Origin of the sequence: Nocardia sp. NPDC052001 (genome assembly GCF_040680615.1) — a bacterium.
GTDB lineage: Bacteria > Actinomycetota > Actinomycetes > Mycobacteriales > Mycobacteriaceae > Nocardia.
This window is the reverse complement of sequence record NZ_JBFAXC010000015.1, coordinates 1-26,145: the sequence shown is the minus strand read 5'-3', so window position 1 is coordinate 26,145 and position 26,145 is coordinate 1. Positions and strand designations below refer to the sequence as shown.

The following is a 26,145-nucleotide window of genomic DNA, read 5'->3' as shown; positions in this document are numbered from 1 at the left end:
GGGATGTATTCCCATGAGCGGTGGTCGGGTTCGGCGGGTTCGGTCAGTACTTGGCCATCAGGTAGGACCCCGCGATGATCATCGCGATGGCGACGAAGCGCTGCGTGTCCATCTCGCGGCGTGGGAAACCCATCACCCCGTAGTGGTCCATCGCCGCGGCAACGAACATCTGTCCGGCGATGATCACGGCGTTGAATGTGCTGACTCCGACGCTGGAGGCGACGGTGATCATGGCGAAGATCGCCGCGCCTCCGGTGAGGCCACCGAACGGGGCCCACTTCGGCATGAGCTTCACATCTGCCCATGTCGGCCAGGAACGCCGTGACGAAAATGCCAGTGTGACAACGAGAATGAGTCCGACACCGGCCAGGGCGACCGCGTAGGAGATGACCCCGCACAGCCATACGTTCTTCAGGGCGAGTTTGAGTGAGTTCTGACAGCCCGCCTCGACCGATCGCAGCGCGCCGCCGAGCAGCATGAATGCGAAGACCAACGCGAGCATCGAGCGGGACAACTTCGAGCGGGTTTCGCCGAGGAGAGTAGCCATCAGAGAGCCTCTTCCAGGATCGCGTCGCGTTCGGGTACCGAGACCGGCTTGGTGGAGCTGCGCGCCATGAGAACGACTGCGCCGGTGATCAATCCGGCGGCCACCAGGCGCAGCGGAGTCACTTCCCGAGCCGCGAAACCCATCAGGCCGAGATCGTCCATCACGAGCGCGACCAGCATTTCACTCGTGATGACGACCGCGTTGAAGGTCGCGATACCGACGTATCTCGCCACGGTGATCATGCCGACCACGGCCACGCCGCCCACGAGACCGCCGAATGGCGCCCACCACGGCATGTTTCGCACATCGGCCCACGTCGGCCAGGGCGGGTCGGATACCACCGCGGCTACTGCCAGAAAGATCGAAAAACCGATCAGCGCAACGGCATACGAGATCACCGCGCACAACCACGGATTGTGTATGTAGATCTTCTGGGTGTTCTGTAGACCGACCTCGACGGATCTGAGCCCGCCGGCGATCGCGATGAATAGGAATACGAACCCAAGCGTGACTGCGACCATCGCAAGTACGTCTTTCGATCGAAGATGTTGCGTGACTACGCCCGAGCAGCGACAGAGCTGGATCGCTGCGGCTGTGCGCCGATCTTCGATCCCTCGCCGATACCGGTAACCTGACTCATCGAATGTACCGTTATATAGCGGCACGATCAATAGCGGCAGGACCTGGTTTCCGCATGTGGAGGATGATGTTCGAGCTATGCGTCCGGGCCGGTACGGCCGCCGTAGGTGGCGATCTTGTACTCCGTCGCGGCGAGCGACAGGGTCAGCTCGCGAATGCGGCGGCGGATCATGTCACGGTGCTCGATCAGCATGTCGAGCCGTTCGGGCACGGTATCCTCGCCCGCGTCGACGAGCTCGATGTAGTGCTGAAGATCGCGCATCGGCATGCCGGACAACCGCATTCGAGTCAGGAACACCAACCGCCGCACCGAATCCGCATCGTACACGCGGTAACCGCTGATGTCGCGGCCGACGTCGACCAGCCCCACCCGCTCGTAGTACCGCAGGGTGTGGGGCGAGATGTCGAGCAGGTCCGCGACATCGGCGATGGACATCGGCGCCTCGATGTCGGTGGCGGTGGACAGGCGGTGAATCACCTCGATCGAGGCCAGGTCGTCGTCCGCGTCGCCCAGCATCGCCAACGCCCGTTCCATCAATTCGTCCGTCGCCATGCCATCCAGCCTAAACAGGGCGAACCGCGGTAACGGCGTCGTCGAAATCGGCGCTGCGGGCGATCTCGGCCCAGCGCTCGACCTCCACCAAGCCACGACGGTAGACCCCGGAGAGCCGGTCGACCGCCTCCTGACCGAGTGGCAGGCGCAGTGGGACGTTGTCGCTGTGCGCGAGGCGCACGATGATCCCGGCCGCGCGCACCGGGTCGCCTTCCTGCACACCGTCGGCGCCCGCCATATCGGCGCGCAGCGGGGCGAGGGTGTCACGGTAACTGTCCGAGATCGCGCTGAATTCGAGTTCGGCGTTGAACGCGGTGCGGAATCGGCTGGGCTCGACGAGCAGCACCCGCACCCCGAACGGCGCGACCTCGGCCGCGAGCGATTCCGACCAGCCCTCGAGTGCGAACTTCGATGCGCAGTAAGCGGATACACCGGGAAAAGCCACCCGCCCGCCCTGGCTGCTCATCTGCACGATGGTGCCGCTGCGCTGGTCGCGCATCGCGGGCAGGGCGGCGCGAACGAGCGCCGCCGGGCCGAACAGGTGCAGGTCCATCAGGTCTCGCAACTGTGCGTCGCCGACCTCTTCGACCGCGCCGATCACCGCGCGGCCGGCATTGTTCACGAGCACGTCGAGATGCCCGAACCGGTCGAGGGTGGTGCTCACCAATCCGGCCGCTGCGTGCGTATCACGTGCGTCGAAGCGAGCGACGAGACAGCTGTCGGGATATTCGGCCGCCAGAACGGCCACGCTGTCCGGATTGCGCACCGCCGCAACGACATTGTCACCCGTTGCGAGCGCCGCCTCCGCGAGCGCGCGCCCGAAACCCTTCGAAGCGCCGGTGATGATCCAGGTCTGGGTTGCATCGGTAGTCATGGCGGCGACGATATGGTTTCGAGCGCGCTCGAACGCAAGCGTGGACGGTGACTCCGACCGGAACGAATGTCGTCGGCGCTAGGCGGGATTCGGCCCGAGGATCGCGGTCAATACGCGGACAGCTCGGTCGGGGTCGGCGGGTTCGCCGATGATGGTGGGCATGTAGTGGAAGGACTCCGCGACGCGCAGGACCGTGTAGGACAGGTCGTCCAGGTCGAGAGTGGTGTGAATGCGGCCGGTTTCGAGATCGGCGGCGAGTTTGGCGCGGACGTAGGCGAGCATGCGGGGCTGGAAGCCGTGCGAGGCCACGGTCAGCAGGGTCATGTACATGGCGTTATCGCGCTCGATGGAGCGGCGGGAGCCGGGTTGATCCCAAATGGCATGCAGTAGGTGACCCAGGAGAGCGGGAACCCTTGGGCCGGGGGTGGATTCGACGATTTGCCAGCCTTGGTCGAGGGTGCGTTCGGTCAACCACCAGACGACCTCGATGATCAGTTGTTCGCGGGTGCCGACCCAGCGGTAGAGGGTGACCCGGTTGACGCCCAGGCGCTGCGCGATCGAGCCGATGTCGATGCGGTCCCCGGCCAGGAAATCGGACCGTGCCAGGGCGAACGCGTCCAGGGCGGTCGGGCGGCGCGGGGTCGAGTCCGAGGCCAGTTGTCGTTCCAGCGGTGTCGATGCCACCGATGCAGCATATCGTGCCGGACATTTCCTTTGTGCAACATCTTGCCGAGATGTTGCATGAGGTCTAGGCTCATGCAACATCTCAACAAAATGTTTCACACTCGACCGGTGGCGCGATCATGTTGCGGTACCGCGGTATTCGAGTGACCTTGCAGGCGAGGAGGCCGCAATGGGCAGCACGGTGACCGATACGGTGATCGTCCGAGAAGGAACGGTGCGCGGGCGACAGCGGGGTGACCTGCTCGAATTCCTGGGCATCCCGTACGCGGCCGCACCTTTCGGCGCGAACCGCCTGCGCCCGCCGACTCCGGCACCGCACTGGCAGGGCGTCCGCGATGCCCGGCAGTACGGGGCAACGGTGCCCAAAGCGGACTACATCGCTATGTACGTGCCGTACTACCCCGAGGTGACCATCGCGGGCACCGAATGCCTGAACCTCAACGTGCACACCCGCATCGACGCCCATCGGTTACCGGTTCTGGTGTGGATTCACGGTGGCGCGTTCACCAACGGCTCGAATTCGCTTGCGGAATACGATGGTTCGGCCTTCGCCCGGGACGGCGTGGTCACCGTGGTGATCAACTATCGGCTCGGCGCGGAGGGGTTCCTGTACACCGGGGACGAGGTGGCCAACCTCGGCATCCTCGATCAGATCGCGGCGCTGCGCTGGGTGCGCGACAATATCGCCGCATTCGGCGGTGATCCCGATCGGGTGACGGTGGCCGGGCAATCCGCGGGCGCGTGGAGCGTGAACACACTGCTGGCCGCCCCGGACGCGGAAGGGCTTTTCCAGCAAGCGATTTCGCAGAGTGGCGGGGCGCATCACTATCTGCCGCCGGAACAATCACTGACGGTCGCGCGGGAGTTGGCCCGCCTGCTCGGTATCGAACCGAAACGCGAAGCCTTCGCCGCGGTGGATCCGCAGGTGCTCGCCGAGGCGTGCCGGACGGTCATCACCGAGATTCAGACCGCACCGGACCCGGGCAAATGGGGTGCGCTCGCGATGACACAGCAGCCCTACGCACCAACCGTCGACGGGACGGTGCTGCCCCGACCCACACTCGAGGGCCTCGCCGAGCGCACCGGGGTGCGGCTGCTCATCGGGACCACGGCGGACGAGGCTCGCGCGATTCTGGTCGCGTCCGGAGCGCTGGCGGTGCTCGACGAGGTCGCACTGACAGCGACCATCGAGGGGTACGGACTTCCGGCGGAAGAGACCTTGGCCGCGTACCGTCGCGATCGGCTCGATGCCACCGCCGGTGAATTGATATCCGCGATCGTGTCCGACTGGTACTTCCGCATCCCCTCCGTTCGAGTCGCCGAGGCCCGGGAGCCCGGCAGTACCTGGCTGTACCGATTCGAATGGGCTTCTCCGACACTGGGTTCCGGCCACGCGGTCGATATCCCCTTCGCATTCGACACCCTCGCCGCGCCGGGCTTGAGCGCCCGCATCGGTGACGACCCGCCACAAGCGGTCGCCGACACCAACCATCGCATCTGGGTCGAGTTCATCACCCACGGCGATCCCGGCTGGGCACCTTACGACACCGACGCCCGCACCACCGGGCTCATTTCCGAAACCGTCACCGTCGCAAACGATCCGGCGGGACACGAACGAATCCTCTGGGAGGGCAAGCGATGACGATCAGCATCACCGAACCGGTCACCTACGAAGTACCGATCCCGAAAGTCGCCCGCATCGTCCTGAACCGCCCTGATCGGCGCAATGCCCAGGACACCGAACTGCTCTACGCCCTCAACGCCGCTTTCGACCGCGCCGCGCACGATGACGATATCGTGGTGATCGTGCTCGCCGCCAACGGCCCGCACTTCTCCGCTGGTCACGATATGCGCGAACCCGATCCGCTGACCGCGCACGAGCGCTTCGAAACCGTCGGCGGCGGAGGCGGATTCACTGAGCCCGGCGCGGCCGGGGTAATGGCGCGCGAGGAGGAGATCTATCTCGGATTCAGCGAACGCTGGCGCAATATCCCGAAGCCGACCATTGCCGAGGTGCACGGCAAAGTCATCTCCGGCGGGCTCATGCTGGCGTGGCCGTGCGATCTGATCGTGGCCGCGGATGATGCGGAATTCATCGACAATGTGGTGGCGATGGGCGTAAACGCGGTCGAATTCTTCAACCACCCTTATGAATTCGGTGTCCGCAAGGCCAAGGAGCTGCTGTTCACCTCGCGCGCCATGACTGCGTCCGAGGCCGAACGAGTCGGCATGGTCAACAAGGTGGTGTCACGTGCCGAACTCACAAGTGCGACATTGGAATTGGCTGCTCATATCGCCAAGCAACCGCCTTTCGCATTGAAACTGGCCAAGCAATCGGTGAACGCCGCGCAGGACGCCGCCGGACGACCCGAGGCCATTCGCAACGCCTTCGCGCTGCACCAGCTCGCGCACAGCCACAATATGCAGGTGCACGGGTTGGTCGTCGAACCCGCGTTCGTGGAGAGGTTTCTCCGTGGCTGAGGCGATTCCGCTCGGGCAGCTGCTCACGGATCTGGCCGCCCGCGCGCCCGAGCGGCCCGCCATCACCGATCCCGGGCGCACCTATACCCGCGCCGAACTCGATGGCGCGGCCAATCGCCTGGCGCGTGTGTACCGCGACTTCGGGGTGCGTGCCGGGGATATGGTCACGGTCGCGCTACCCAATGGGGCCGAGTTCTATATCGCGGTGTTCGCGCTGTGGAAGATCGGTGCGGTGCCGCAGCCGATGTCGAGTGCGTTGCCCGGGCCCGAGCGCGAGGCGATTCTCGCACTGGCGCAACCGGTTCTGGTGATCGGGGTGCAACCCGAGGACCCGTCGATACGGTGGCTCCCCGCCGGATTCACTCCCCCGTCCACGGTGCCCGATACCCCGATCACGCCGACGGCGGTCGCACCCTCGTGGAAGGCCCCGACTTCCGGTGGCAGCACCGGGCGGCCCAAGCTGATCGTCTCGGCTCAGCCCGGTGAGCTCGATGTGGAACGGACCGCATCCGTCCTGGATCAGCGCGACGGGGACACCCAGCTGGTGTGCGGTCCGCTTTATCACAACGCGCCGTTCAACTTCTCGATCTACGGACTGCTGGCCGGACAGCATCTGGTGGTGTTGCCGCGCTTCGACACCGTCGCGGTGCTGCGGTCCATCGCTCTGGTTCGGGCGTCGTGGATCAGCCTGGTGCCCACCATGATGAGCCGCCTGATCCGTGAATTACGCAGCAGCCCAGACGAATACGACATCACCTCGCTGCGATCGGTCTGGCACGGCGCGGCAGCGTGCCCGCAATGGCTCAAACGCGCATGGATCGACCTGGTCGGCGCGCCCGCACTGCACGAAATGTATGCCACCACCGAGGGCACGATGATGACCCATATCGACGGCACCGACTGGCTGCGCCACCCGGGCTCGGTGGGCCTGCCACTGTGGGGCCAAGTGCGCATCGCCGCACCGGACGGTTCCGAACTGCCGCCCGGTGAGACAGGTGACATCCTGGTCCGCCCCGAAAACGACACCCCCACATACCATTACGTCGGCGCCATACCCCGCGTGATCGACGGCTGGGAGGCGGTCGGCGACCTCGGACGCCAAGACCGGGACGGCTACCTCTACATCGACGACCGCCGAGCCGACCTGATCATCACCGGCGGCGCCAACGTCTACCCCGCGGAGGTGGAGGCCGCGCTGACCGAACACCCACAGGTCACCGGCGCGGTCGTGCTCGGCGTACCGGACGAAGACCTCGGCCACCGCGTGCACGCGGTCATCGAGACCTCGGCCGCGCTCACGGACGACGAACTCGGGGCTTTCATCGCCCAACGGTTGGTCCGCTACAAGATTCCCCGCACCTTCGAGTACACGACCGTCGCCCTGCGCGACGACGCGGGCAAGGTGCGCCGCGCCTCGTTGCTCGCGGATTTGGCGGCAAGATTCGAAGGGAGCAACAGCCCGGGTTGACCTGGAGGGTTCGTCACTGTGACGCAGCATCGTGCGCCAGGTCCGAAAGCAACGGGGAATCATGCTTGGAACCCTGTTATGATCCGTACTATGAAGGCTAATACGTCGCTCAGCCTGGACGGCACGGTGTTGGAGCAGTCCAAGGAAGTCGCCGCGCAGATGGGCATCAAGCTCTCCGCCTTCGTGGAATCGGCATTGCGGGACAAACTGCTCGCCAACTCCGCGCGCATCGCCGCCGATTACGAGCGTGCGCAGGGGCGCGATACCGCCGAACACTTCGCCGAGGTCGAAGCCGAGCGTGCCGCCATGGCCGAGGCGATTCGTGCCGACGGCGCCGCGTGGTAACCGCCGCCACGCCCGCACACGGTGAACTCTGGCACTACCTGCCCACCATCGCGGGCCGCCAGAAACCGTCATCACTCGGTGGTGATCGCGTGCTGATCGTCTCGAGAACCGCAGCCAATGCGATCTTGCCGACCGTGCTCGCGATCCCGGTGGAACTCGCACCGAAGATGCCGGGACTGGCGGTGCCCTTCGCCGACTCCGACCCACTTCCCGGCCTGTCCGCGGTGGTCTATCGCATCACTCCCGTGTACCGGCCCTGGCTTCAGGACCGCATCGGAGTCGTCAGCGAAACCACCCTGCGCCAGGTTGTCGGAGCGCTCGTCGGACTGGTCGCTCCGGACACCGTCTTCTCCCCCGAGCGCTAACTCCGCGTGTGACGACGGTACCGGTCGGGCGGGTCGCCGATCTCGTGCTGGCTCATGTTCTCGCGCAGGAGACTTCGCGGCTGTAGGTCAGTGGGATAGCAACCAGCCCACGCGGTCATAGGCCAGGGCCTGATATGCCACCAGCACTACGGCGGAGATCAGCGCCGTCACAGTGAGTCCAGCCGCCCACAGGGCTACCGCGCCGCCGCCCAATACCGCGACCTCCACCACGAGCCGTACCGCGCCCGGCACGGCGACCGTCGCTTCCCCATTGCGGCTCGGATCTCCCGGCACCGCAAAGGTTCCCCATACGACCGCGACAATCAGCGGCAGTACCGCGCCCAGCAGATATCGCCAAGGTGCGTCGAATTCGCGCCAACCCAGGACTCCGAAGGAAACGATAGCGGCGAGCTCGAGCAGGAACCGTACGCCGAGCATGAACGGATTCAACGACACTCGGGGATCCTAACCACTCCGCACCTGGTCACGCTGCCACCAAAAGTGGGGGTTTAAGCAGGCTATCAAGGGGCACGCAGCCATTCGATCAATGCCAAATTTAGGTGAAAGCCGTGAATTCGAAAGTCGTTGCGAGAAAGGGTAATTGCGCAATCCACAGATAACGTCGTATCGTGACGATCGCCGGAATACGGTAAGCGCGAACCCGATTGAGCCATTCGAACTCGACATACGGCATCACTGCCGAATTCATACCGAAGGGATATTCATGAGCACACGCACCCGCATCGGAACCGCCCTCGCCGGAACAGCTTTGGCAATAGGCGCGTCCTTGTCAGGAACGGGAACCGCCGCCGCCGACTCCATTGCCCAGGACCCCGCCAATTACCTCATCGGCGACACCGTCTACTTCACGTACGGCAACCTGGCCAATTGCGCCATGCGACCCAATGGCGACGTCGGCTGCGATATCACCAACGGCACCATGAACTGGTACGGCCTGCAGATCTCCAATATCTCCATCGATCTGCCCTTCCTGCCCGCGCACCCGCCCCTGGGCCCGCTCGGCCAGCACGGCCGCGCCGACAGCGCCGCCCTCACCCCCGGCCAGCCCGCCCCCGGCTCCGGCTACGGCGCCGACGCCACCATCACCTACGGTGGCGCGACCTGCAGCGGCAGCGGCTTCCGCGCCCAGGTCACCTGCAACTCCAAGGGCCACCACTTCAGCTTCGGCTTCACCACCGGCTACAACTGACGTGGTTCGTCGGCCAGTGGACGCACTGGCCGGACACCCTTTCCCCGTCGGGCTAGCAACCTAGTCGGAACTACTGCTGTCCCCGCCACCACATCCGCTATGCCCACCACCGCAGCCACTGTGACCGCCACTGCACCCGCTGTGCCCGGAATCCCCACCGCCACAACCACTATCGCCGCCCCCGTCGATACCACCGGACTGCCACCGATCCCGCCGCCTACCCGGATCGGAATCCCGACTCACCCCCGCGACAACCAACCCGACCAGCGCCATCACCACGATCACGATCACAAGTCCGGTCACCATGAGCGAAGGCTACTACCGCGCGAGGGTGCCGAACCCGAAGTGGACGATCAATCTACGTCGGTGAAGGGCGCGGGTCGCAACTGCTTGCATCGACTGCCATTCACGGAATCGGTTCGGCCAGTGCCTGTGTGATCGGGATGCCAGTGCGCGTGGCCAGCAGCATTCGCTCGCGAACCTCGCGCGGGGTGCGGGGGCGATAACCGGGGCCCTCGCCGCAGCATCCGCCGTAGAAGGTGAGGCCGGAATCAAGCACGGTCTGCAACACCCGCCACCCGGCCGTGTCGGTTTTTCTGGGCACGGCCAGGTGCGGGCCGGCGTCGATGAATGATCCTCCGCAACGGGGGCAGTGTGCGGGACCGCGACCGATCGGGTGTTTGTGTGAGATACGGCAGCTCACACAGACCAGATGTGTCCGGCTCGGGTAGAAGCACATTCGCGCAGCGTACGGTCACCGCTCGATGGAGTCGAACCATTTCCAACACGGGCGAATTCGGGCTAGGACATGATCAATCGCGCGCGGGATTCGGGGCGGCCGTAGGACAGGATGCGGGGCAGCACTTCCCGCAGGCGTGCGAGGTCTGCGGCCGGTGCACGCAGTTCTGCCTCGATAATGTGATCGGTCAGGCCGAGATCGCCGAGCGATTCGGGATCCAAAGTCACGCGCAGTATCTCGTCGGTCAGCTCGACCTCGCGGATGCAGCCGTAGGCGGTGCCTTGATCGCGGGTGACCAGACAGTGTGTGTCCATCCCCACCGCCACTTCCTGATCATCGGGCTCCGCGAAGTCGCACATGAACATCAGGAGGAAACCCTCATCGTCATCGTCCTCGGACTCCGCCAGGCCGGCCATCACGCAGGCGTCCACGTCCGGGTCATCACACCCGCACGCGAGGTGCGCGGTGAACCTGTATGTCATGCACGAGTTCTAGCATCCCGACTCGACCAATTGTTATTGGCTGAGGAAGTGAACGGTGGCGGGTGGTTGCTCCGTGACGAGGCCGCGCCGCCGCGGCAACCGCGGTTGATGCCCTGCCGCTCCGGTCCACGGACCGAAGACCTGAACGCGAACATTCTGTCGGTCGAGCAACCAGCCTGTAGTTGAGTGACCGACCCAAACTTGGCTGGTTTCATCGTATTCGAGCGACCAGCCGTGCACCGTGCGCAGATGCGCGAGCACCGCATCGAGAACCGCGGTGTCGGGAGTTGTTGCCGACCCTCTGATTTCGAAGATATGCGCGCACATTGCCGTCTTGCTGTCACCGCATGGTTCGGTGGTGTTGCTCGAAACCACGAGCCCGCTCGGGAGCGGCAACAGCACATCCTCTCGGGCGACGGTGGGAGCGGGACCGATGACCCCGAACGCGAGAATGCTCAGCGCCACGGCGAAGACGGTGAACACGCACCATCCCACGGTCAATGTCCAGCCGATCATCGCGCGCGTCGACCATTGCGAACCATCCAGAAGCCATCCGCACACGAGCACCCCGACAACGACAATCGCCAGCACAATCGTGAGTGTGTGGGTCTTGCCGGGCAGCAGGTCTCCCTGCACCAAAGCGAACTGCGCGCTGGCAAGAGCGAAAAGAACCAGGCACAACCCAATCCGGATCCCACGGCTCCTGGCCGCGAGAAACCAGCAAACCACGGGGAGGAAGAACAGCAGCGCCAGCACCGCGGTGAGTGTAGATGCCGACGCGGCCAACTCCCCTAATCGTCGCCCGGGCCGCCATCTCCGCTATGGCCATCGTGTCCGCTGTCGTGGTGGATGTCCGGATCGAAGTCGTCGAGTCGCCCGCGGCTCGGACGCCTATCCAATGTGTAGTCTCGCCGCGCCCAGACGGCGAAGGACCACACCACGGCCACCAGGATCACCGCGATCAGCCAGACCTGCATGGCCCGAACGCTATCGGTAGACGGAAGCGGCTTCCAGGCTCGCGCGCCGCCGAATCGCAGTGTCGCGTCCGGTCGCGTCAGCGTTCACGACGAACGCGGTCGATGGCCTGCGCGATCCAGGTGGCGCGGTTGGCATCTGGTCGCTGGTCTCTCTCATAAGCGATCAGGCGTTCGGCGGTAGCAGGGTCGCCATCACCATGGCGAGCCGCAAACCGAGATCGTCCGACGCGGGTACTAGCATGGCCGGAGGCGGTCGCGGAACCGTCCCGGGACTGTGTCCGGGTGCCGCCATCCTTCGCGAGGAGGCGGCTCATGAGTGCATTGACACAGGGGACGATGCGCATCACTCGTGTAAAGCTCACGGCAGAGCAAATCGCTGAGCGTCGTCGCGAGGCGGAGCAGATCCTGGGGCGGAAGCTGCCCGTCCAAGGACGATCGACACAAACAAGTAGCGGCGCGAGACGAGACTGACAACAGAGCTTGCGGCCCAGCTCCCCGTCAGCTGCGTTCACGTGTCGGCGCGGGTCAGACGGGAAAATTCGGCGGTATCGCGTACCGGTCGGTCGATATGCTTCGGTGGTGAACGAAGACACCATGCCGGTACGAAGCGCCGCGTTGGTTTGGGCGACCGCTGTACAGGTGGGTGTGTCGCCCGCGCAGCTTGCGGTTGCATCTGGGCTGGACCCGGCTACCTTTGATGACTTCCTGTTGCGGGTACCGACCGAATCAGTGTGGCGGATATGGGAATTGGTCGAAACGGTGGCGGGGGTGGGGTCCGTTCCGGGGTTGCTCGCCGCGGAGCAGGCCGATCGGGTTGGACTGCATGTGTGGGACTACCTGTTCACCAGTCGGACCTCCCTCGCCGATAGCTTGCGCACCGCGATGGAGCTGCGGGCGGTGGTGACCGATCCGGCGGTGGGCTGGGAGGTGGTGGAGGACGGGGGTCTGCTCACCATTCGTTGCGTGGTCGCTGTCGAACCGGAGGCGGTGCTCGCATCGGTGGAAGTGTTTGTGCTGTCGGTCATGCTGCGGCGGGTGCGCGCGGCGTCGCGGCAACATCTGGTGCCGATTCGGGTCCGGTTCACGCAGCCGCCGGGGCCGGGTCGTGCGCGGCTGGTGGATGAGTTCGGGACCGGCAATATCGATTTCCGCGCGCCGCATTCGGAAATCACGTTTCTCGATATCGGCGCGCTGCCCACCGGGGCCGACCCACGGTTGGCTGCGGTGCTGAGTCATTACGCCGAGCTCAATCTCGCCGCCGCGCGTCCGGCGCCGAGCTGGAATGACAAGCTGCGCGCGGCCATGCGGCAGTCGATGGTGGCGGGTGAGCTCGACCTGAACAATGTCGCGCGCCGCCTGGCCGTCAGCGCCCGGACGTTGCAGCGCCGCCTGAGCGAGGAGGGCACCACCTGGCGCGCGGAGGTTGCCGCGACCCGGCACCAGCATGCGGTGGATCTGTTGCGCGACACCGAACTTCCCGTGCAATCGGTCGCAGCCAAGGTCGGCTATCACGATGCGCGCGCGCTGCGGCGGGCTTTTCAGCGCTGGACCGGCGATACACCTGACGGGTTCCGCCGTGGAATGGCCAGCGGTATGTGACGGTTCGTTTCCACCCGGTTGGTTTGGCACATTCGGGCCGCCATGCGGCATATCCGGACTCCCTGTCCGCGTGAAGTCCGGCCATAGATTGATGGACGTACACCGAAAGGTGTGCGTTCTCCATCGAATCTGTAAGCCGGACAGGAACATTCGCCATGACCAACCACAAGATCCTCGCCATTTCCGGCAGCCTGCGAGCGGACTCGCACAACACCGCGCTACTGCGCGCGGCGCAGAAGTTCTCCACCGGGCTCGAGGTGGTCATCTATGACGGACTGCGCGAGATCCAGCCCTACGACCAGGATCTCGACAACCCGGCCAACCGCCCGGCGCAGGTCAACGAATTGCGCCGCCTCATCACCGAGGCCGACGGCCTGCTGATCGCCACCCCGGAGTTCAACTACTCCATTCCCGGCGTGCTCAAGAACGCCATCGACTGGGTCAGCACCGACTGGACCAAGTCCGAGGGACTGCCGCTGCTGCGCAAGCCGGTCGCCATCATGGGCGCGGCGCCGACCCAATTCGGTTCCGTGCGTGCGCAACTCGCGCTGCGCCAAGTCTTCGTATGGACCGAAAGCGACATCGTGGTCAAGCCCGAGGTCATCGCGTTCCGTTCGCACGAACGTTTCGACGCCGACGGCAATCTCGTCGACGAGAACACCATCGAACTGCTGCAGGGTCTGCTGACCGCGCTCACCGCCAAGATCGACCGCGTCAAGTAGCGAACACCGCTGTCCTGAAAGGGATTCCGTCATGTCCGAAACCCGTCCCCCGGTTCCACCGTTCACCGCCGAGACCGCCGCCGCCAAGGTGTTGGCCGCTGAGAACGCCTGGAACACCCGCGATCCGCTGCGCGTGGCACAGGCGTACACCCCGGATTCGTGGTGGCGCAACCGCGATCAGTTCCTCGTGGGCCGCGAGCAGATCGTCGAGTTCCTGACCGCGAAGTGGGCGAAGGAACAGCAGTACGCACTGCGAAAGAACCTGTGGGCCTTCACCGAAGACCGAATCGCCGTGCGCTTCACCTACGAATGGCATGACACCGAAGGCCAGTGGTGGCGCAGTCACGGCAACGAGCTCTGGAAGTTCGATGCCGCCGGCCTGATGAGCCGCCGCGAAGCCAGCATCAACGACCTGCGCATCGCTCCCTCCGAGCGCACCATCTTCGGACCTCGCGACGACGAGAGCCGGTGACATGAAGCGGTATCGAGAAGAAATCTCCGAGCATGGGAATGATCTTTGTGGCTAACCTATTAAATACTTTGAACGGTTAGAAGTGGCTAACCTGCGATCGGTGAGATCCAGCTGGTTCGCTCCGCCTTCCGCCCGTCAAAGACGTTCGGACAGTTAGGAAGTGGTTTGACATGCGACGCGATAACATAGCCTGGGCCGGGCTGGCGGCGATGACGATATCGTTCGGCCTGAATTTCTCCATGGGGGTGTTCTTCGCCCCGACCGCAGCCTCCTACGGGGTGAGCGCGACGGCGCTGGCGGTGGCCGCGGCACTGGGAACCACGGTGACCGGGGTGGCGCAACCATTCGTCGGCAGATTGCTCGACAGCGCCGGAGCCAAGGTGGTGCTGATCGGCGGGCTGACGCTGATCTCCGGCAGCTACATCGCGCTGGCGCTGGTGCGTGAGACCTGGCAATTCGTCACCGCCTACATGCTTCTCGGTGGAGTCGGTTTCGCGGCCTCGTCCACCCTCACCGTCACCACCTTGATCGGGCGCACGCTCGGCAATCAGGTCGGGCCCGCGCTTACCCGCGCGGCCGTCGGCATCAATCTCGGACAGCTAATCGGGCCCTGGGCCGCTACCGCGCTGTTCGAGCCCGCCGGTGTGCGCGGGACGTACGCGCTGCTCGGTGCCGCCGGTTTGCTGGTCACCGGCGTGCTGTGGGCAATCCTGCCCGCAGATCGGATCGCGAATTCCGCTGCGGGGCAGCCGGAATCGCTGGCGGGCCGGGGTCGGGTGCTGATCTCGTTCGGGCTGCATTCGGCGACCATGTACGTGGTGATCCTGATGCTGCCCAAGCATGCGGTCGACGCCGGATGGTCCGTGGTGAGCGCGGGCCGTCTGGTAGCGCTGGCCGCACTGGCCGCCGGACTCACCTCCGCTGCCATGGTTCGGCTGCAACGCCGATACCGGGCCGAAAACCTTTTGCAGACACTGTATGTCGTGCGCATCGTCGCGCTCGCCCTGGCGGTGTCCGCTACCTCATCGGCCACGTTGATCGCTGTGGCGGTCTTGTTCGGGGCCGCGTCGTTCCCGATCGTTCCACTGACCATGGCAGTGGTATCGCGTGGCCTCGACCCCGCCCGCATGGGCCGGACGCTGTCACCCGCCTGGGTGATTCATCAACTTGCCGCCGCGGCGGGACTGGCGGTCGCCGGTGCCCTGCATGCGGTGACCGACAGCTACCGCGGCTACTTCGCACTAGGTCTGCTGTTCAGCGCCGCCGCGGCGCTACTGCTCCTGCCCACCCGCAAAACCGAATTGGTGCCCGCCGAGGTTCCAGCGCGGTGACCTCGCACCACCTGTCGGACCAACATCTCGAAACGGAGACCCACATCATGACTGCTGTAACCCACCACACGATCGACATCCAGGGCTTGCCCGTCTTCTACCGCGAGGCGGGCGATCGAACGAACCCGACAATCGTTCTGCTGCACGGATTTCCGACGAGCTCGGCCATGTTCCGCAATCTGCTGCCCGAACTGGCGGCGGACTACCATCTGATCGCACCGGATCACATCGGCTTCGGCCAGTCGGCGATGCCGGCGGTGGACGAGTTCGAGTACACCTTCGACAAGCTCACCGAAATCACCCTGGAACTGCTGGACGCGTTGGCCATCGAGCGCTTCGCGCTCTACATCCAGGACTACGGCGCACCGATCGGACTGCGGATCGCCTCCCAGAATCCCGAACAGGTCAGCGCGCTGATCACGCAGAGCGGCAATGCCTACATGGACGGGTTCACCCCGTTCTGGGAGGTGCTGTTCGCGCACGCGAACGATCGCGCCACTCATGAGCCTGCCGTGCGTATGCTGCTCGAACTCGACGCCACGAAATGGCAGTACACCCATGGGGTTCCGGCCGATCGGCTGGATCGGGTCAGCCCGGACACCTGGACCCTCGATCAGCACTATCTGGATCGACCGGGCAACAAGGAGATTCAGCTCCAACTGTTCGCCGACTACAAGAACAACCTCGACGGCTACCCGGACTTTCAGAAGTACTTCGCCGTGCACCGGCCGCCGGTGTTGATCACCTGGGGTGAGCACGATGAGATCTTCGGACCCGACGGCGCTCGCGCGTACCTGCGCGATCTGCCCGACGCCGAACTTCATCTGCTGGACGCGGGCCACTTCGCGCTGGAAACCCACGGTTCCGAAATCGCTGCTTTGATCCGGGACTTCCTGGGTCGCGTACTCGACTGACCGAGGAGTCCACGTGAAGACGCTGATCGTCTACGCGCACCCCGAACCGGAATCACTCAATGGTTCATTGAAAGACCTGGCGGTGAAGACGCTCGAGGAGTCCGGGCGCGAAGTACAGGTCAGCGATCTGTACGCAATGCGATGGAAGGCCGTAGTCGATTCCGCCGACTATGGTCCCGCCGCCTCGAATCCCCATCGGATAGCACGGGACTCGGGTCGAGCCTTCGACTCCGGCGCGCTCACCCCGGACGTGCGCGCCGAACAGGAGAAGCTACTCTGGGCCGACACCATCATCTTCCAGTTCCCGCTGTGGTGGTACACGATGCCCGCGATCCTCAAAGGCTGGGTGGATCGGGTATTCACCTTCCACTTCGCCTCAGGATGGGCTCGAACCATTCGGGCACAAGGGATTCGAGCTACATGTCCGCCACTGAGCTTCGGGTTGGTTGAGCACGTGTGCGGAGGTGGTTGATCCGCGCACGTGGTGACCGCGCTCCCGGTCCGGATATCTTGGGCATCATGGTCATCACTGAAAGGTGGTGCCCACAACAGGAATCGGAGAATCCATGAGCCCTCCCATGCTGCCTCGACCGGGAACAGCCGATGCGCTGTTGGTCTGCACGTGCTACGAGGATGGCATCGCGCGGTGGGGCAACGTACTGCACGAGATCGCGGGAGCGAGGGAAGGCGATCTGCTCGTCGCCGGTGCCGACGGCGTGCGGTTGCGGCTCATCGAGGACCGGGCATGGCATTACCTGCGCGGCGGAGATGTCCCCGCGCTCGTCCCGGACGGGGGTCCGGTTCAACCTGTCGTCGTCGTGGCTGACACTCCGGCGGTATATGGCGGAGCCGGACCATTGCTGGTGGATCTGGTCGTGATGGCCGGACGCGGGGTTCGGGTTCCCGCAGCACGGCTCGGCGATGTCCTATCCCAATTACTTAGTAACACAATTACATTCGACCACCTGATACGAGATATGGACGTATGCGGCACCTACCAGGGAGATGGCGGCCGCCCGGCCTATCCCCCGCCGACAGTGCCGATCGACCGATCCTTTCCCGCGCTCCCCGCCGTCTCCGGTGTCGTACTCGTCCGTACCTGCTTCGACGACGAACCGGGCTGGCACGCCCTACTCGACGAGCTGGGCGGAACTGACGACGGCTGGGTCGGCGCGGACCTGGACCCCGACGAGATCGACGTTGACCACTATCCGCTGACGGCGTTCGTCGTCGACGATCGATCGTTCGAAGGTCTACCGCCAGGCCAGATTCCGGCGCTCGTCCCGCCGCCCACAGCCCACGACCGGGAGCGCACCGAACTGGTCGTTCTGGCTGACCCGAGAACGTTCGCCGAGCCCGGCCACCCACTGACCGCCGTCGACCTCGACGACACCCCGGGCCAGCCCGCCGTCCTCCCCTCTCGCATGGTCGGGTCCCTCGCGATCAACCTCGAAATCAGCAATATGGACTTCTACGAATTCGTCGCCGTGCACGACACCGAGCCATGGTGGGAGGAGTAGCGGATGCCCGCTAGCTCGCCGTCGAACTCGTGCCGCGCGGGGCGCCTGCCGGGATTGGGTGGCCACGAACCCCGCCGCCTGGCCCGAGTCATAGCCCTACTGGACCGCACACACTCCCGCTACCCCTGGCACACCCTCTTCGGGTCCCCGGGAATCCTTCGATACGCCATCGCACCCTGAAACCCAGGCGCGCTGCCGCCACACGTCCATCGGCCGGAAAGCTGGCATCCTCCGACGGTGCGGCCGGAGTAGTGTTCGGGAGATGACGGACGCTGTGCCCCAAGGGAATCGGGCGAAAATGACGGTGTCGGTGTCGCCTGCGACATGGGATCGATTAGCTGCGGTCGCGCGACCAGGCGAGACGGTGGATGACACGCTCGCTCGCGTGTTGGACATGCATCAGGCGCTACGGTCGCGCACGATGTCCGAGGCGAGAATCGCGGCGGCACAAGCGGATCCGGCAGCGTGGGCAGCGGGGGCACGTATGGCCGACGCGCTCGCAGACCGAGCCGCAACTCGCCGAGCCCGCCGGCGGTGACGCCGCATTTCGCGAGCGCATCGGGATGGTCGAATTGCCTTCTGCTCCGTGGCGTAAGAACAAGGTGGGTCGGATTGCGTCGGCCACCGATGCGCTGTTCCCGGACATGTCCGCCGTTATCGCGCCCGAAAATATCGTTCTGGTAGACGAGTTCGCGTGCTTCCTGATCGAGTGCCACGAACGCTGGGATGGCGGCACGCTGTGCAGCTATCCCGTCCAGGAGTCCGGTACTCACACTTCCCAGCTCAGCCGGACGTGAATACCTTTGAGCTGCGTGAGCGACATTAGGCCACGACACTATGAAATGTTAGCGATTCACATAACCGGGGGTGACTTCATTCGGCACCCGATCACGACGTCCCTCGCTGGTCAGACCCTGGTGGCCGTGCCGAAGAGTTCGGATCCGGAGAACTCAGTGGTCGACAGCTGATCGAGCGCCTCGGTGATGCGGCGTTCTTCCCAGCGGAAGTGGGATTCGAGAATGGCTGCCAGGCCGGTGATTTCGTTGCGCACCGCCGTCAGGTTGTCGGCGGTGACATCGCCGAGCAACGTGGTCATCCTGGTCAAGATGTCCGCGACCATGCGATGGTCTTCACCGAGTTCGCCGAGCACCGGCGCAAGTTCGGGAAACCGCTGCGCCAGAACGGGAAACGCCGACTCGTCCTCATTGGTGTGATGGGCGCTGAGCGCACGGCAGAAAGCCAGGCAGTGCCCGCGCACTTCACGCAGCGGGCGAACGGTGCCACCGTCTCGGTATTCGTCAAGCTCGCGGGCCACTCGGGCCAGCTCGCCCCGCAGCCAATTATGGGTGTCGATCAGTTCCTTACCGAGTGCTCGAGCGCGATCGTGATTAACGGACATGCCCTAGTCATATCACCAGGGACACTTCGGATTACAGCGGCGTGACGCATACGATCCGATCATGGCCGAATCCGACGACGCCCAATACTCATTGCCCACGCCCATCGATATCTGGGGATATGGTGCCGTAATCGGGATGCTGTCCAGCGTCGACGTACAGACACCCGACGAAGTTCGCATCGATGCCGACGGCATGCATGTCCGCCACCTCGGCGGAAACTGGTGGTGGTCACTGACTTTCATGAGCGGCGGTCGCGCCGTCGTTGTCGGCGCTGACGTCGACTTCAGCGAGACAATGGATTACGACATCGACCTGCTCGACGGTGCGCCGGAGTGGTTCCCGCACGAATGGTTCGACCGCGTCGGTGACATGGCAGGATTCCTGTACTGGTGGGATGGCACCAGCTGGGATCGCGCCCCCTACCCGCCGGACTTCACCGCCGACGGCGAGAACCTCCACCGTGCCACTGACATCATCCAGATGCTGAGCGAGGACCCGGAATCAGAGCTCAGCGAGGACTCCGAACTGGCTTTCGGCGAGCTGACCGAACGCGTTGCCGCTGGAAGCCTCGACGCGGCCACACTGCAGACGCTGCTCGGGCGCATCGGCCCCGAATCAATCGCCTCAGGTGAGTACAAACTCTCCCCTGCTGAGCTCACGGCAGTACTGCACATCGCCGAACTCGCCGGCCTCCTAACAGGATCCACTCTGCCTGAGCTCTAGGGGCTATGAATAAGACGTGGCCGCCTGAAGGACTACCTATCTTTCGTTCCGGGGTGCCTGCCGTGCCGGATCTTGATGCCAGACTTTCGGCTCCTTGTCGCGTCAATGCACCCCTCTGAAGATGGTTGCGCGGCGAGGCGGGTCAAGGATGCCCACCTGGATACGGCAACTTTGTAGGCTCGTCGAGTGCAGATCGTGGAGATCAAGTTGGAGGGTATTCGGGGATTCCCCTCCGGCGGCAGCGCATCCTCGCTCGTGTTCACGCGCAAGAGCGGCGTTGTGCCGCGGTGGATCGTTATCGCCGGTCATAACGGTGCTGGAAAGTCGACGTTTTTGCAGGCGATTGCCCTGGCGATTGCAGGTCCATCCGTGGCTCGGTTGCTGGCCGCGACCTTCCAGGGGTGGGTTCGGGATGGAGAGTCGTTCGCACGGGCTGCGGTGAGACTGCGGTTCGGCGACGAGGATTGGTTCGGTACCGGACGCAGGCCTGCGTTCGATCCGTGGGCCGCAATGGAATGGAAGCGCGCTGACGGTCCCGAGCCAACAATGGCCAGAGCCACTATTGGGGGGAACTGGACACCTGTACGTGGGCCTTGGGCGGAGAACCCTCGTGGATGGTTCGCTGCTGGCTACGGGCCGTTCCGGCACCTTTCGCCAACACGGACAGACGCGCAGCGGCCGCTGATACCCAGCCGCCCCGCAGCTTTGGCCAGTCTATTTCGTCAGGACGCGTCGCTGTCGGAATCGGTGGTATGGCTTCAGCGGATCTATCTGCGTCGTCTCGAAGGCCGTCCAGGGGCGGCCGCCACCGAACAGCTGGTCCTGAAATTGCTCGATGACGGACTGCTACCGGAAGGGATGCGGACTGAGAGGGTCGACTCCGACGGGCTCTGGGTGCGAACTCGGCAGGGCCGCGTCCTAGCGCTGGCTTCGTTGAGTGATGGGTACCGCACTGTCGCCGGATTGGTTCTGGACCTGATCAGACAGCTGTCCTCTGGCTTCGATTCTATTGCTACAGAAGAGGATTCAGGCGGACGCATCAGCGTTATGCATGAGGGAGTAGTTCTGATCGACGAGATTGACGCTCATCTGCATATCGAGTGGCAAAAACGAATCGGATTCTGGCTGAAGAGCCATTTTCCGCGAATGCAGTTCTTTGTCACCACCCATAGCCCCTTCATCTGTCAGGCGGCCGATGAGGGTGGACTGATCCATCTCTCCTCCCCATGGGAAGGAGGTTCCGGGGCCGAGATACTGTTCGGAGAGGCATTCAATCGGGTCGTCAACGGCACCGTAGACGAGGCCTTGCTGACAGATCTGTTCGGGCTCAACAGCGCCCTGTCCGACTCGGCATGTAACGCACGTAAGAAGCTGGCAGAGCTGGAGGCAGCCGCGCTGACGCGTGAGTTGACTCCGGCACAACAGAAGACTCTGGTCGAGCTGCGATCGACCATTCCCAACCAGCCAGGCTGACCGTGCCGGTAGTCGACATGCAGCGCATCCGGTTCAGCGCGCCTGCACAATTCGGTTCCGGTGTACTACCGCGGCCGTGAGCCCACCCAGCCGCACTAGTTACCGAAGTCGTTGATCAGATCCAGGGCCGGGTACAGGACGGGGCGCAGCGGGCGCAATCTCGACAGCGCCACAACGCGTTCGACGAGGGGGGCGACTCGGCGGATCAGCATTCGGGTGCGTTCCTGATCGGGGCTGCGGTCGTGCACCCAGAACAGCACGATGCCCATATGGGCCAGCCACAGTAGATTCGGCAGCTCGGCCAGCAAGCGCTTGTCGCCCTTGACGTCGTCGCCGATGACCAGGTTGCGCATGATGTCGATGGAAGACTCTCGGGCGGGGCGGCTTTCATCGCTGAACGGGCTGAGCGGACTGGTGGGTTCGGCGGCGCTGGCGAAGAACTTGCCGCCGAACTCGTGATAGGGAGCGGCTACGTCGACGAAGGCCATTTCCATCGTCTGCCATCTCGCGGCGAGGGAATCGCCGCGGGTGCTCTGCCGCACCCGCTGTTCGTGCAGGGTTTGAATCTGTTGGTAGAAGCCCTGAACCAGCTGCTCTTTGGACGTGAAGTAGTAATAGGCGTTGCCGACGCTGACGCCTGCCTCGCCCGCGATCGCGCGCATGGTGGTCTTCGTGAAGCCGTTCTGCTCGAATAGACGCAGGGCGGCGGCGATGATCTGCTGGCGAGTTTCCTCACCGCGCGCGGTCGTGGGCTCAGGGCGCGTCATATCGATCAGGCTAGTGTGGCCGAGTCGAACGGAATCGGAGCGGGTGCGATGGCATCCTGCCGCTCCTGATGCCTGCTGCGGCGAATCTTGTTCAGCGCGATCAGGTTTGCGAAGTGCATACCGCCGAGCACCAGCAGGACCATTCCGAGTTTCATGGCGAGTTCCTCGATGGCGGCGCGCACATCGGGCACCGGTCCGCTGATCCGCAGCGCCAGCGCCACGAATCCGGCATTGACCAGCCAGAACCCAATGACCAGTAGATGATTCACGGTATCGGCGAGATCGCTGTCGCCATTCATGACATCCACCAGAAACCGTGCCCCGGTGTGGTGCAGAGTGCGCGCCACCCAGAACGTGACCGCCAAGCTGATCGCCGCGTACGCGGCATAGGTGGCAACGACGAGGTTCATTTTCCCAGCTCCCTTGCTGATTTGAACGTGTTCAACTCTGAGGTTAGGACCTTTGTTGAACATGTTCAAGTGTGAGCGCGGCGACATCGTCCCCCGACGCAACTACGCCCGCGGACGATCGAGGCTGGGAACGAAAGACGTTTGATCGACATCGGAATCGGACATAACCTGCCGATGCCAGGCTCGCCGCGACCAAGGGCGATGTGTGAGCCGGACAGCCGATCGATACCGAATGACAAAGCCAGGAAAGGCAACTCACGATGCCCGAAGCCGACGACCGCGCCGTTCGAGAGATCTGGGTGGCGGACGCCGAAGCGAGCCCCTATGGCATCACCACGGGTGCCGACGGCGCGCTCTGGCTCACCCTTGTCAAGACCGGAGCGGTCGCCCGCATCGCACCATGACCGAGCCGCTCGGGCCGGGCGCCGCCGGGGCGGCGGCTGCGGCTGCGCGAGAGGTCGCCGAGCAGACCGCGCGAGCGCTGACCTCCGGGGCTTCCCGCATCAGCAGAGGCTGGCATGACCTGGCGGGCGGGACACGCGAGTCGGCCGGGTTGTTGGTCCGGGCCGACAATCGCCATGCGATACCTGTCAATTCGTCCGGTCGCGCTTTGATACGCGATGATCAGGTCATCGGCGGACGCGAGGAAGCCCCGTACACGACGTGGCTACGGGAATTGCAGGAGCGCGGGGTCGATACCGATAGCGCGATGTCGGATTTGGGGACCGTGTGGGATTACCTGCGCCACGATCCCAAGTGGGCGCTTGATCCGGGACGGAACTACGGCGGCATCATCTTTTTCGGGAGCCGTGACATCGGCGGATCGGCGGTGATCGCCAATCTGGTTCGGGATCACAACCTCGGCGATGTGCCCGTGGTGTTCTCCGGATATCGAGGCGAGGCAGCCAAATTCCGGCTGGCTGCCGAGAAGCACAATCTCAATCCGAAGCAGATCATCGAGGAACCCCTCGCCCAGAACACCGGGCAGAACGCGGTCTACTCGGTTCAAATGCTCCGGGAACACGGCCGCGATGTCAGTTCCGTGATCGGCGTGTGCACGCCCTTCCATGCGCGACGCGTGTGGGGCACGCTCAAGAAACAGTGCCCGGACGTCGACCACGTTGCCGTACCCGCCGCGGATGTCTCACTGAAGAACTACATGAAATACGGGAACCGCCCCGATGCCACCACCGCGCCCCACCCCAAGTCGATCGTCGCCGTCACCTTGGGCGAGATCAAACGCCTGGATGAGTATCCCCTTGAAGGCCACATCATCCGGGAAACAATCCCCGGTGATGTGCGAGGCGCCTATGACAGATTGAGTGCGATCTTCCGCCCCGCCGAGCGCCGGTTCTAGGGGTTCGGGATCCGGCCCACTGCAGGTCCCGCTGGTGTTCGCGGCTATTTCGGAAGCAGGTCTCCGTGTAGATGGTCATAGGCGACGTAGGCGTGCAGGCGCACCCCGGTCACGAGGGTGTCGTCATCGGCGTAGAAATGCGGATTGTGGTTCATCCACGCCCCACGTCCCCCGGGTTCGGCTTCGAAGCCGTTCGGACCGCTGAACGAGGTGTCCTGCACCCCGAGGGTGACGTAGAGGCCACCGTACTTGTTGACGAATTCGGAGACGTCGTCGTAGCCCAGGGTGGGCGGGGTTTGCACGACGCGGTCGTCGCCGACGACCTTGCGCAGGGTGGGAAGTCCCGCATCGACCCACGGGGCCAGGTTGTGCACGGCGGGCACGTCTTGTAGGTAGTCCACTGTCGCGGTGCAGTTGTAGGCCTGTGCGGTGTGGGTGGCCAGGGTGTGCAATCGCGTGCGGACGTCCGCCATGTCGGATTCGACGGCGCAACGGATTGTGCCCCACAGGGTTACGGTCTGGCCGATGATGTTGAACCGGCCGACGTCTTCGATATGGCCGATGCTCACGGTGATCGGGTCGAAGGCGTCGATTTGCCGGTACAGCTGGCCGATTCCGGTGAGCACGGCTCCGGCCGCGGGCATCGGATCGATTCCCATCCACGGCGTGGACCCGTGGACCTGCTGACCGGTGATGACGATCTTGACGAGGCTGGACGCGCCGAATTGGTTGCCGACCCGATATCCCACGTAGCCCTTGGGATATGGCGTGACATGGAATCCGAACGCCATCGTGGGAAGCGGATCGTCGAACGCCCCTTGCGCGATCATCTCGCGCGCCCCGCCCTTCTCCTGCACCGGAGGACCCTCTTCGGCCGGCTGGAATACGAACAGGACGGTGCCGGGAAGTTGCTCTCGCACGTTGGCCAGCACAGTCGACGCCCCCAACAGCATCGCGGTGTGGCAGTCGTGTCCGCATGCGTGCGATACCGGGAACGGCCCGCCCGGATACTCGTCGTCGACGAAAGTCGACGCGAAGGACACCCCGCACTCGTCGGGGACCGGGAGCGCGTCGATATCGGCACGCAATGCGATGACACGATCGCCGGGCACCCCGCCCTTGAGCACCCCGACCACTCCATGTCCGGCTATCCCGGTTCGAACCTGTTCGAGCCCAAGAGAATTGAGATGGTCGGCAATCAGCTTGGCGGTATTGACCTCACGGTTGGACAACTCCGGATTCTGATGCAGATGACGGCGCCAGGCGATAACCTGATCGGCTACATTCGCCGCGCCCACATCCAACCGGTCATAGATCGTCATCTCCGACATCAGCGTCTCCAATCCGACCCGACGCCCACGACGGCGCGGGCATAGGCGGGGTGAGCGATCGCGATGAACACCACGTCGATGATGCTAGCTACATAATTGCCGAAAACTGGTCGCTCGCAAGGGCCGCTACCAAGTCGTTGGTATCGCGCCGGTTTCCGCATATTCTGCGCATGACGGATATGCTGAGGGCATGACGGACGCGGATACTCAAGGGAAGCGGGCGAAGACGACGCTGTCGGCGTTGCCCGCAACGCGTGATCGGCTGGCGGCGATCGCGACACCCAACGAGACGGTCGATGACACCCTCAATCGCCTACTCGACGTGTATCAGTCGGTGCGAGTTCGGCTTCGAACCGCGTATGAGGCGAGAACTGCTGCGGCACAGGCGGACCCAGCCGCGTGGTCGGCGGGCGCGCGTATGGCTGATGCGCTTGCCGAGCGCGCAGCGGCTCGTCGGGCCGCTCGCGGATGACGGGGTACGTCTTCGACGACACGGTACTGCTTGCCTATGCACAAGGCTCGCTGACAACAGCCAGTCTGATCGCACATCTTGCCGAGCGAGATATACGAATGGCGGTCCCCACCCTCACGCTGGCGTCCGTGAAGGCCGAGCTCGGCGAGGAACAACGCGAGGGCATCGACGGAGTCATCGACAATATCGACGCACGGGGCTGCTGCAGGATCGGGTGACAGTGGTTAGGCAGCCTGTCGGGCTGCTGGGGACATGATGGTTTCGAATTCGATCGGGGTCAACCGGCCGAG

At 64.2% G+C, this 26,145-nt stretch carries 32 protein-coding genes and 1 pseudogene; 19 read left to right on the top strand and 14 right to left on the bottom strand.

Annotated features, from left to right (window positions below; all coding sequences use genetic code 11):
- Positions 1–43: 43 nt before the first annotated feature.
- The 5 genes from AB0L82_RS38905 to AB0L82_RS38885 all read right to left on the bottom strand — a co-directional run bounded on the left by AB0L82_RS38905 (position 44) and on the right by AB0L82_RS38885 (position 3,297).
- Positions 44–547 (bottom strand): DMT family transporter, encoded by a 504-nt coding sequence (locus tag AB0L82_RS38905; RefSeq protein ID WP_364648754.1) that lies wholly within the window; start codon positions 545–547, stop codon positions 44–46.
- The gene (locus tag AB0L82_RS38900; RefSeq protein ID WP_364649127.1) at positions 547–1,212 is read right to left on the bottom strand and encodes a DMT family transporter; all 666 of its coding nucleotides are present in this window, start codon (positions 1,210–1,212) and stop codon (positions 547–549) included. Before AB0L82_RS38900 ends, AB0L82_RS38905 begins: the two co-directional genes overlap by 1 nt.
- Positions 1,213–1,262: 50 nt before the next feature.
- The gene (locus AB0L82_RS38895; RefSeq protein WP_364648751.1) at positions 1,263–1,739 is read right to left on the bottom strand and encodes a MerR family transcriptional regulator; all 477 of its coding nucleotides are present in this window, start codon (positions 1,737–1,739) and stop codon (positions 1,263–1,265) included.
- 10 nt (positions 1,740–1,749) lie between these two features.
- Positions 1,750–2,613: an SDR family NAD(P)-dependent oxidoreductase gene (locus AB0L82_RS38890; protein WP_364648748.1), complete on the bottom strand. Its 864-nt coding sequence runs from the start codon at positions 2,611–2,613 to the stop codon at positions 1,750–1,752.
- A 78-nt stretch (positions 2,614–2,691) separates the two neighbouring features.
- Positions 2,692–3,297 (bottom strand): QsdR family transcriptional regulator, encoded by a 606-nt coding sequence (locus AB0L82_RS38885; protein WP_364648745.1) that lies wholly within the window; start codon positions 3,295–3,297, stop codon positions 2,692–2,694.
- Positions 3,298–3,466: 169 nt separating this feature from the next.
- On the opposite strand from AB0L82_RS38885, the gene AB0L82_RS38880 reads away from it, so the two are divergent.
- The 5 genes from AB0L82_RS38880 to AB0L82_RS38860 all read left to right on the top strand — a co-directional run bounded on the left by AB0L82_RS38880 (position 3,467) and on the right by AB0L82_RS38860 (position 7,956).
- On the top strand, positions 3,467–4,939 hold the full coding sequence (locus tag AB0L82_RS38880; RefSeq protein WP_364648742.1) for a carboxylesterase family protein: 1,473 nt from the start codon (positions 3,467–3,469) through the stop codon (positions 4,937–4,939).
- Positions 4,936–5,778: an enoyl-CoA hydratase gene (locus AB0L82_RS38875; protein ID WP_364648739.1), complete on the top strand. Its 843-nt coding sequence runs from the start codon at positions 4,936–4,938 to the stop codon at positions 5,776–5,778. Before AB0L82_RS38880 ends, AB0L82_RS38875 begins: the two co-directional genes overlap by 4 nt.
- A complete protein-coding gene (locus tag AB0L82_RS38870) occupies positions 5,771–7,246 on the top strand; it encodes an AMP-binding protein (protein WP_364648736.1) in 1,476 nt (491 codons plus the stop codon). The genes AB0L82_RS38875 and AB0L82_RS38870 overlap by 8 nt, the downstream gene beginning before the upstream one ends.
- A 90-nt stretch (positions 7,247–7,336) precedes the next feature.
- A complete protein-coding gene (locus AB0L82_RS38865) occupies positions 7,337–7,591 on the top strand; it encodes a hypothetical protein (RefSeq protein WP_364648733.1) in 255 nt (84 codons plus the stop codon).
- Positions 7,585–7,956, top strand: coding sequence for a hypothetical protein (locus AB0L82_RS38860; protein WP_364648730.1), 372 nt, complete (start codon positions 7,585–7,587; stop codon positions 7,954–7,956). The genes AB0L82_RS38865 and AB0L82_RS38860 overlap by 7 nt, the downstream gene beginning before the upstream one ends.
- Before the next feature lie 87 nt (positions 7,957–8,043).
- Here the strand turns inward: AB0L82_RS38860 and AB0L82_RS38855 are convergent, their stop codons facing one another.
- On the bottom strand, positions 8,044–8,412 hold the full coding sequence (locus tag AB0L82_RS38855) for a YrdB family protein (RefSeq protein WP_364648727.1): 369 nt from the start codon (positions 8,410–8,412) through the stop codon (positions 8,044–8,046).
- A gap of 268 nt (positions 8,413–8,680) precedes the next feature.
- Here AB0L82_RS38855 and AB0L82_RS38850 point away from each other — a divergent pair, with 268 nt between their 5' ends.
- Complete coding sequence (locus AB0L82_RS38850; protein WP_364648724.1) at positions 8,681–9,166, top strand: hypothetical protein; 486 nt, start codon at positions 8,681–8,683, stop codon at positions 9,164–9,166.
- Between the two features lie 406 nt (positions 9,167–9,572).
- On the opposite strand, the gene AB0L82_RS38845 is transcribed toward AB0L82_RS38850, so the two are convergent.
- The 4 genes from AB0L82_RS38845 to AB0L82_RS38830 all read right to left on the bottom strand — a co-directional run bounded on the left by AB0L82_RS38845 (position 9,573) and on the right by AB0L82_RS38830 (position 11,364).
- On the bottom strand, positions 9,573–9,734 hold the full coding sequence (locus AB0L82_RS38845) for a hypothetical protein (RefSeq protein ID WP_364648721.1): 162 nt from the start codon (positions 9,732–9,734) through the stop codon (positions 9,573–9,575).
- A 233-nt stretch (positions 9,735–9,967) separates the two neighbouring features.
- Positions 9,968–10,387: an Imm10 family immunity protein gene (locus AB0L82_RS38840; protein WP_364648718.1), complete on the bottom strand. Its 420-nt coding sequence runs from the start codon at positions 10,385–10,387 to the stop codon at positions 9,968–9,970.
- 33 nt (positions 10,388–10,420) lie between these two features.
- Positions 10,421–11,143: a hypothetical protein gene (locus AB0L82_RS38835; RefSeq protein ID WP_364648715.1), complete on the bottom strand. Its 723-nt coding sequence runs from the start codon at positions 11,141–11,143 to the stop codon at positions 10,421–10,423.
- 35 nt (positions 11,144–11,178) lie between these two features.
- A complete protein-coding gene (locus AB0L82_RS38830) occupies positions 11,179–11,364 on the bottom strand; it encodes a hypothetical protein (RefSeq protein ID WP_364648712.1) in 186 nt (61 codons plus the stop codon).
- A gap of 594 nt (positions 11,365–11,958) precedes the next feature.
- Here AB0L82_RS38830 and AB0L82_RS38825 point away from each other — a divergent pair.
- From AB0L82_RS38825 to AB0L82_RS38790, 8 genes and pseudogenes are all read left to right on the top strand, one after another.
- Positions 11,959–12,963, top strand: coding sequence for a helix-turn-helix domain-containing protein (locus tag AB0L82_RS38825; RefSeq protein ID WP_364649124.1), 1,005 nt, complete (start codon positions 11,959–11,961; stop codon positions 12,961–12,963).
- A 155-nt stretch (positions 12,964–13,118) separates the two neighbouring features.
- Complete coding sequence (locus tag AB0L82_RS38820) at positions 13,119–13,685, top strand: NADPH-dependent FMN reductase (RefSeq protein ID WP_364648709.1); 567 nt, start codon at positions 13,119–13,121, stop codon at positions 13,683–13,685.
- A 31-nt stretch (positions 13,686–13,716) separates the two neighbouring features.
- Positions 13,717–14,157 (top strand): nuclear transport factor 2 family protein, encoded by a 441-nt coding sequence (locus AB0L82_RS38815; protein ID WP_364648706.1) that lies wholly within the window; start codon positions 13,717–13,719, stop codon positions 14,155–14,157.
- 170 nt (positions 14,158–14,327) lie between these two features.
- A complete protein-coding gene (locus tag AB0L82_RS38810; protein WP_364648703.1) occupies positions 14,328–15,488 on the top strand; it encodes an MFS transporter in 1,161 nt (386 codons plus the stop codon).
- A gap of 47 nt (positions 15,489–15,535) precedes the next feature.
- A complete protein-coding gene (locus AB0L82_RS38805; RefSeq protein WP_364648700.1) occupies positions 15,536–16,402 on the top strand; it encodes an alpha/beta hydrolase in 867 nt (288 codons plus the stop codon).
- A 13-nt stretch (positions 16,403–16,415) separates the two neighbouring features.
- Positions 16,416–16,778, top strand: a pseudogene (locus AB0L82_RS38800) (NAD(P)H-dependent oxidoreductase); the annotation flags it as partial.
- Positions 16,779–16,968: 190 nt separating this feature from the next.
- Positions 16,969–17,922, top strand: coding sequence for a hypothetical protein (locus AB0L82_RS38795; protein ID WP_364648697.1), 954 nt, complete (start codon positions 16,969–16,971; stop codon positions 17,920–17,922).
- A gap of 563 nt (positions 17,923–18,485) precedes the next feature.
- The gene (locus AB0L82_RS38790; protein WP_364648694.1) at positions 18,486–18,719 is read left to right on the top strand and encodes a hypothetical protein; all 234 of its coding nucleotides are present in this window, start codon (positions 18,486–18,488) and stop codon (positions 18,717–18,719) included.
- A 110-nt stretch (positions 18,720–18,829) separates the two neighbouring features.
- Here the strand turns inward: AB0L82_RS38790 and AB0L82_RS38785 are convergent, their stop codons facing one another.
- On the bottom strand, positions 18,830–19,321 hold the full coding sequence (locus tag AB0L82_RS38785) for a hemerythrin domain-containing protein (RefSeq protein WP_364648691.1): 492 nt from the start codon (positions 19,319–19,321) through the stop codon (positions 18,830–18,832).
- Between the two features lie 61 nt (positions 19,322–19,382).
- On the opposite strand from AB0L82_RS38785, the gene AB0L82_RS38780 reads away from it, so the two are divergent.
- Both AB0L82_RS38780 and AB0L82_RS38775 read left to right on the top strand, forming a co-directional pair.
- Positions 19,383–20,045 carry a hypothetical protein gene (locus tag AB0L82_RS38780; protein WP_364648688.1) on the top strand — a complete coding sequence of 221 codons (663 nt, stop codon included), beginning with the start codon at positions 19,383–19,385 and terminating at the stop codon, positions 20,043–20,045.
- A gap of 186 nt (positions 20,046–20,231) precedes the next feature.
- Positions 20,232–21,518, top strand: a complete 1,287-nt coding sequence (locus tag AB0L82_RS38775; protein WP_364648685.1) for an ATP-binding protein — start codon at positions 20,232–20,234, stop codon at positions 21,516–21,518.
- 95 nt (positions 21,519–21,613) lie between these two features.
- On the opposite strand, the gene AB0L82_RS38770 is transcribed toward AB0L82_RS38775, so the two are convergent.
- Positions 21,614–22,285, bottom strand: coding sequence for a TetR family transcriptional regulator (locus AB0L82_RS38770; protein WP_364648682.1), 672 nt, complete (start codon positions 22,283–22,285; stop codon positions 21,614–21,616).
- Between the two features lie 5 nt (positions 22,286–22,290).
- Complete coding sequence (locus AB0L82_RS38765; protein WP_364648679.1) at positions 22,291–22,695, bottom strand: hypothetical protein; 405 nt, start codon at positions 22,693–22,695, stop codon at positions 22,291–22,293.
- A 260-nt stretch (positions 22,696–22,955) separates the two neighbouring features.
- Between AB0L82_RS38765 and AB0L82_RS38760 the strand changes: the two genes are divergently transcribed.
- Entirely contained in the window at positions 22,956–23,099 is a 144-nt protein-coding gene (locus AB0L82_RS38760; RefSeq protein ID WP_364648676.1) for a hypothetical protein, read from the top strand.
- Positions 23,096–24,052, top strand: coding sequence for a YdcF family protein (locus tag AB0L82_RS38755; protein ID WP_364648673.1), 957 nt, complete (start codon positions 23,096–23,098; stop codon positions 24,050–24,052). Before AB0L82_RS38760 ends, AB0L82_RS38755 begins: the two co-directional genes overlap by 4 nt.
- A gap of 44 nt (positions 24,053–24,096) precedes the next feature.
- Here the strand turns inward: AB0L82_RS38755 and AB0L82_RS38750 are convergent, their stop codons facing one another.
- Positions 24,097–25,383 carry an amidohydrolase gene (locus AB0L82_RS38750; protein ID WP_364648670.1) on the bottom strand — a complete coding sequence of 429 codons (1,287 nt, stop codon included), beginning with the start codon at positions 25,381–25,383 and terminating at the stop codon, positions 24,097–24,099.
- Between the two features lie 468 nt (positions 25,384–25,851).
- Here AB0L82_RS38750 and AB0L82_RS38745 point away from each other — a divergent pair, with 468 nt between their 5' ends.
- Positions 25,852–26,073: a hypothetical protein gene (locus AB0L82_RS38745; protein ID WP_364648668.1), complete on the top strand. Its 222-nt coding sequence runs from the start codon at positions 25,852–25,854 to the stop codon at positions 26,071–26,073.
- The last annotated feature ends 72 nt before the right edge of the window (positions 26,074–26,145 follow it).

Bases quoted from the DNA above. Each gene is read 5' to 3' on its own strand.
- AB0L82_RS38905 (WP_364648754.1), bottom strand. From the start codon at position 547: ATGGCTACTCTCCTCGGCGAAACCCGCTCGAAGTTGTCCCGCTCGATG.
- AB0L82_RS38895 (WP_364648751.1), bottom strand. From the start codon at position 1,739: ATGGCGACGGACGAATTGATGGAACGGGCGTTGGCGATGCTGGGCGAC.
- AB0L82_RS38890 (WP_364648748.1), bottom strand. From the start codon at position 2,613: ATGACTACCGATGCAACCCAGACCTGGATCATCACCGGCGCTTCGAAG.
- AB0L82_RS38880 (WP_364648742.1), top strand. From the start codon at position 3,467: ATGGGCAGCACGGTGACCGATACGGTGATCGTCCGAGAAGGAACGGTG.
- AB0L82_RS38875 (WP_364648739.1), top strand. From the start codon at position 4,936: ATGACGATCAGCATCACCGAACCGGTCACCTACGAAGTACCGATCCCG.
- AB0L82_RS38865 (WP_364648733.1), top strand. From the start codon at position 7,337: ATGAAGGCTAATACGTCGCTCAGCCTGGACGGCACGGTGTTGGAGCAG.
- AB0L82_RS38850 (WP_364648724.1), top strand. From the start codon at position 8,681: ATGAGCACACGCACCCGCATCGGAACCGCCCTCGCCGGAACAGCTTTG.
- AB0L82_RS38840 (WP_364648718.1), bottom strand. From the start codon at position 10,387: ATGACATACAGGTTCACCGCGCACCTCGCGTGCGGGTGTGATGACCCG.
- AB0L82_RS38830 (WP_364648712.1), bottom strand. From the start codon at position 11,364: ATGCAGGTCTGGCTGATCGCGGTGATCCTGGTGGCCGTGGTGTGGTCC.
- AB0L82_RS38825 (WP_364649124.1), top strand. From the start codon at position 11,959: ATGCCGGTACGAAGCGCCGCGTTGGTTTGGGCGACCGCTGTACAGGTG.
- AB0L82_RS38820 (WP_364648709.1), top strand. From the start codon at position 13,119: ATGACCAACCACAAGATCCTCGCCATTTCCGGCAGCCTGCGAGCGGAC.
- AB0L82_RS38815 (WP_364648706.1), top strand. From the start codon at position 13,717: ATGTCCGAAACCCGTCCCCCGGTTCCACCGTTCACCGCCGAGACCGCC.
- AB0L82_RS38810 (WP_364648703.1), top strand. From the start codon at position 14,328: ATGCGACGCGATAACATAGCCTGGGCCGGGCTGGCGGCGATGACGATA.
- AB0L82_RS38805 (WP_364648700.1), top strand. From the start codon at position 15,536: ATGACTGCTGTAACCCACCACACGATCGACATCCAGGGCTTGCCCGTC.
- AB0L82_RS38795 (WP_364648697.1), top strand. From the start codon at position 16,969: ATGAGCCCTCCCATGCTGCCTCGACCGGGAACAGCCGATGCGCTGTTG.
- AB0L82_RS38790 (WP_364648694.1), top strand. From the start codon at position 18,486: ATGGTCGAATTGCCTTCTGCTCCGTGGCGTAAGAACAAGGTGGGTCGG.
- AB0L82_RS38785 (WP_364648691.1), bottom strand. From the start codon at position 19,321: ATGTCCGTTAATCACGATCGCGCTCGAGCACTCGGTAAGGAACTGATC.
- AB0L82_RS38780 (WP_364648688.1), top strand. From the start codon at position 19,383: ATGGCCGAATCCGACGACGCCCAATACTCATTGCCCACGCCCATCGAT.
- AB0L82_RS38770 (WP_364648682.1), bottom strand. From the start codon at position 22,285: ATGACGCGCCCTGAGCCCACGACCGCGCGCGGTGAGGAAACTCGCCAG.
- AB0L82_RS38765 (WP_364648679.1), bottom strand. From the start codon at position 22,695: ATGAACCTCGTCGTTGCCACCTATGCCGCGTACGCGGCGATCAGCTTG.
- AB0L82_RS38760 (WP_364648676.1), top strand. From the start codon at position 22,956: ATGCCCGAAGCCGACGACCGCGCCGTTCGAGAGATCTGGGTGGCGGAC.
- AB0L82_RS38755 (WP_364648673.1), top strand. From the start codon at position 23,096: ATGACCGAGCCGCTCGGGCCGGGCGCCGCCGGGGCGGCGGCTGCGGCT.
- AB0L82_RS38750 (WP_364648670.1), bottom strand. From the start codon at position 25,383: ATGTCGGAGATGACGATCTATGACCGGTTGGATGTGGGCGCGGCGAAT.
- AB0L82_RS38745 (WP_364648668.1), top strand. From the start codon at position 25,852: ATGACGGGGTACGTCTTCGACGACACGGTACTGCTTGCCTATGCACAA.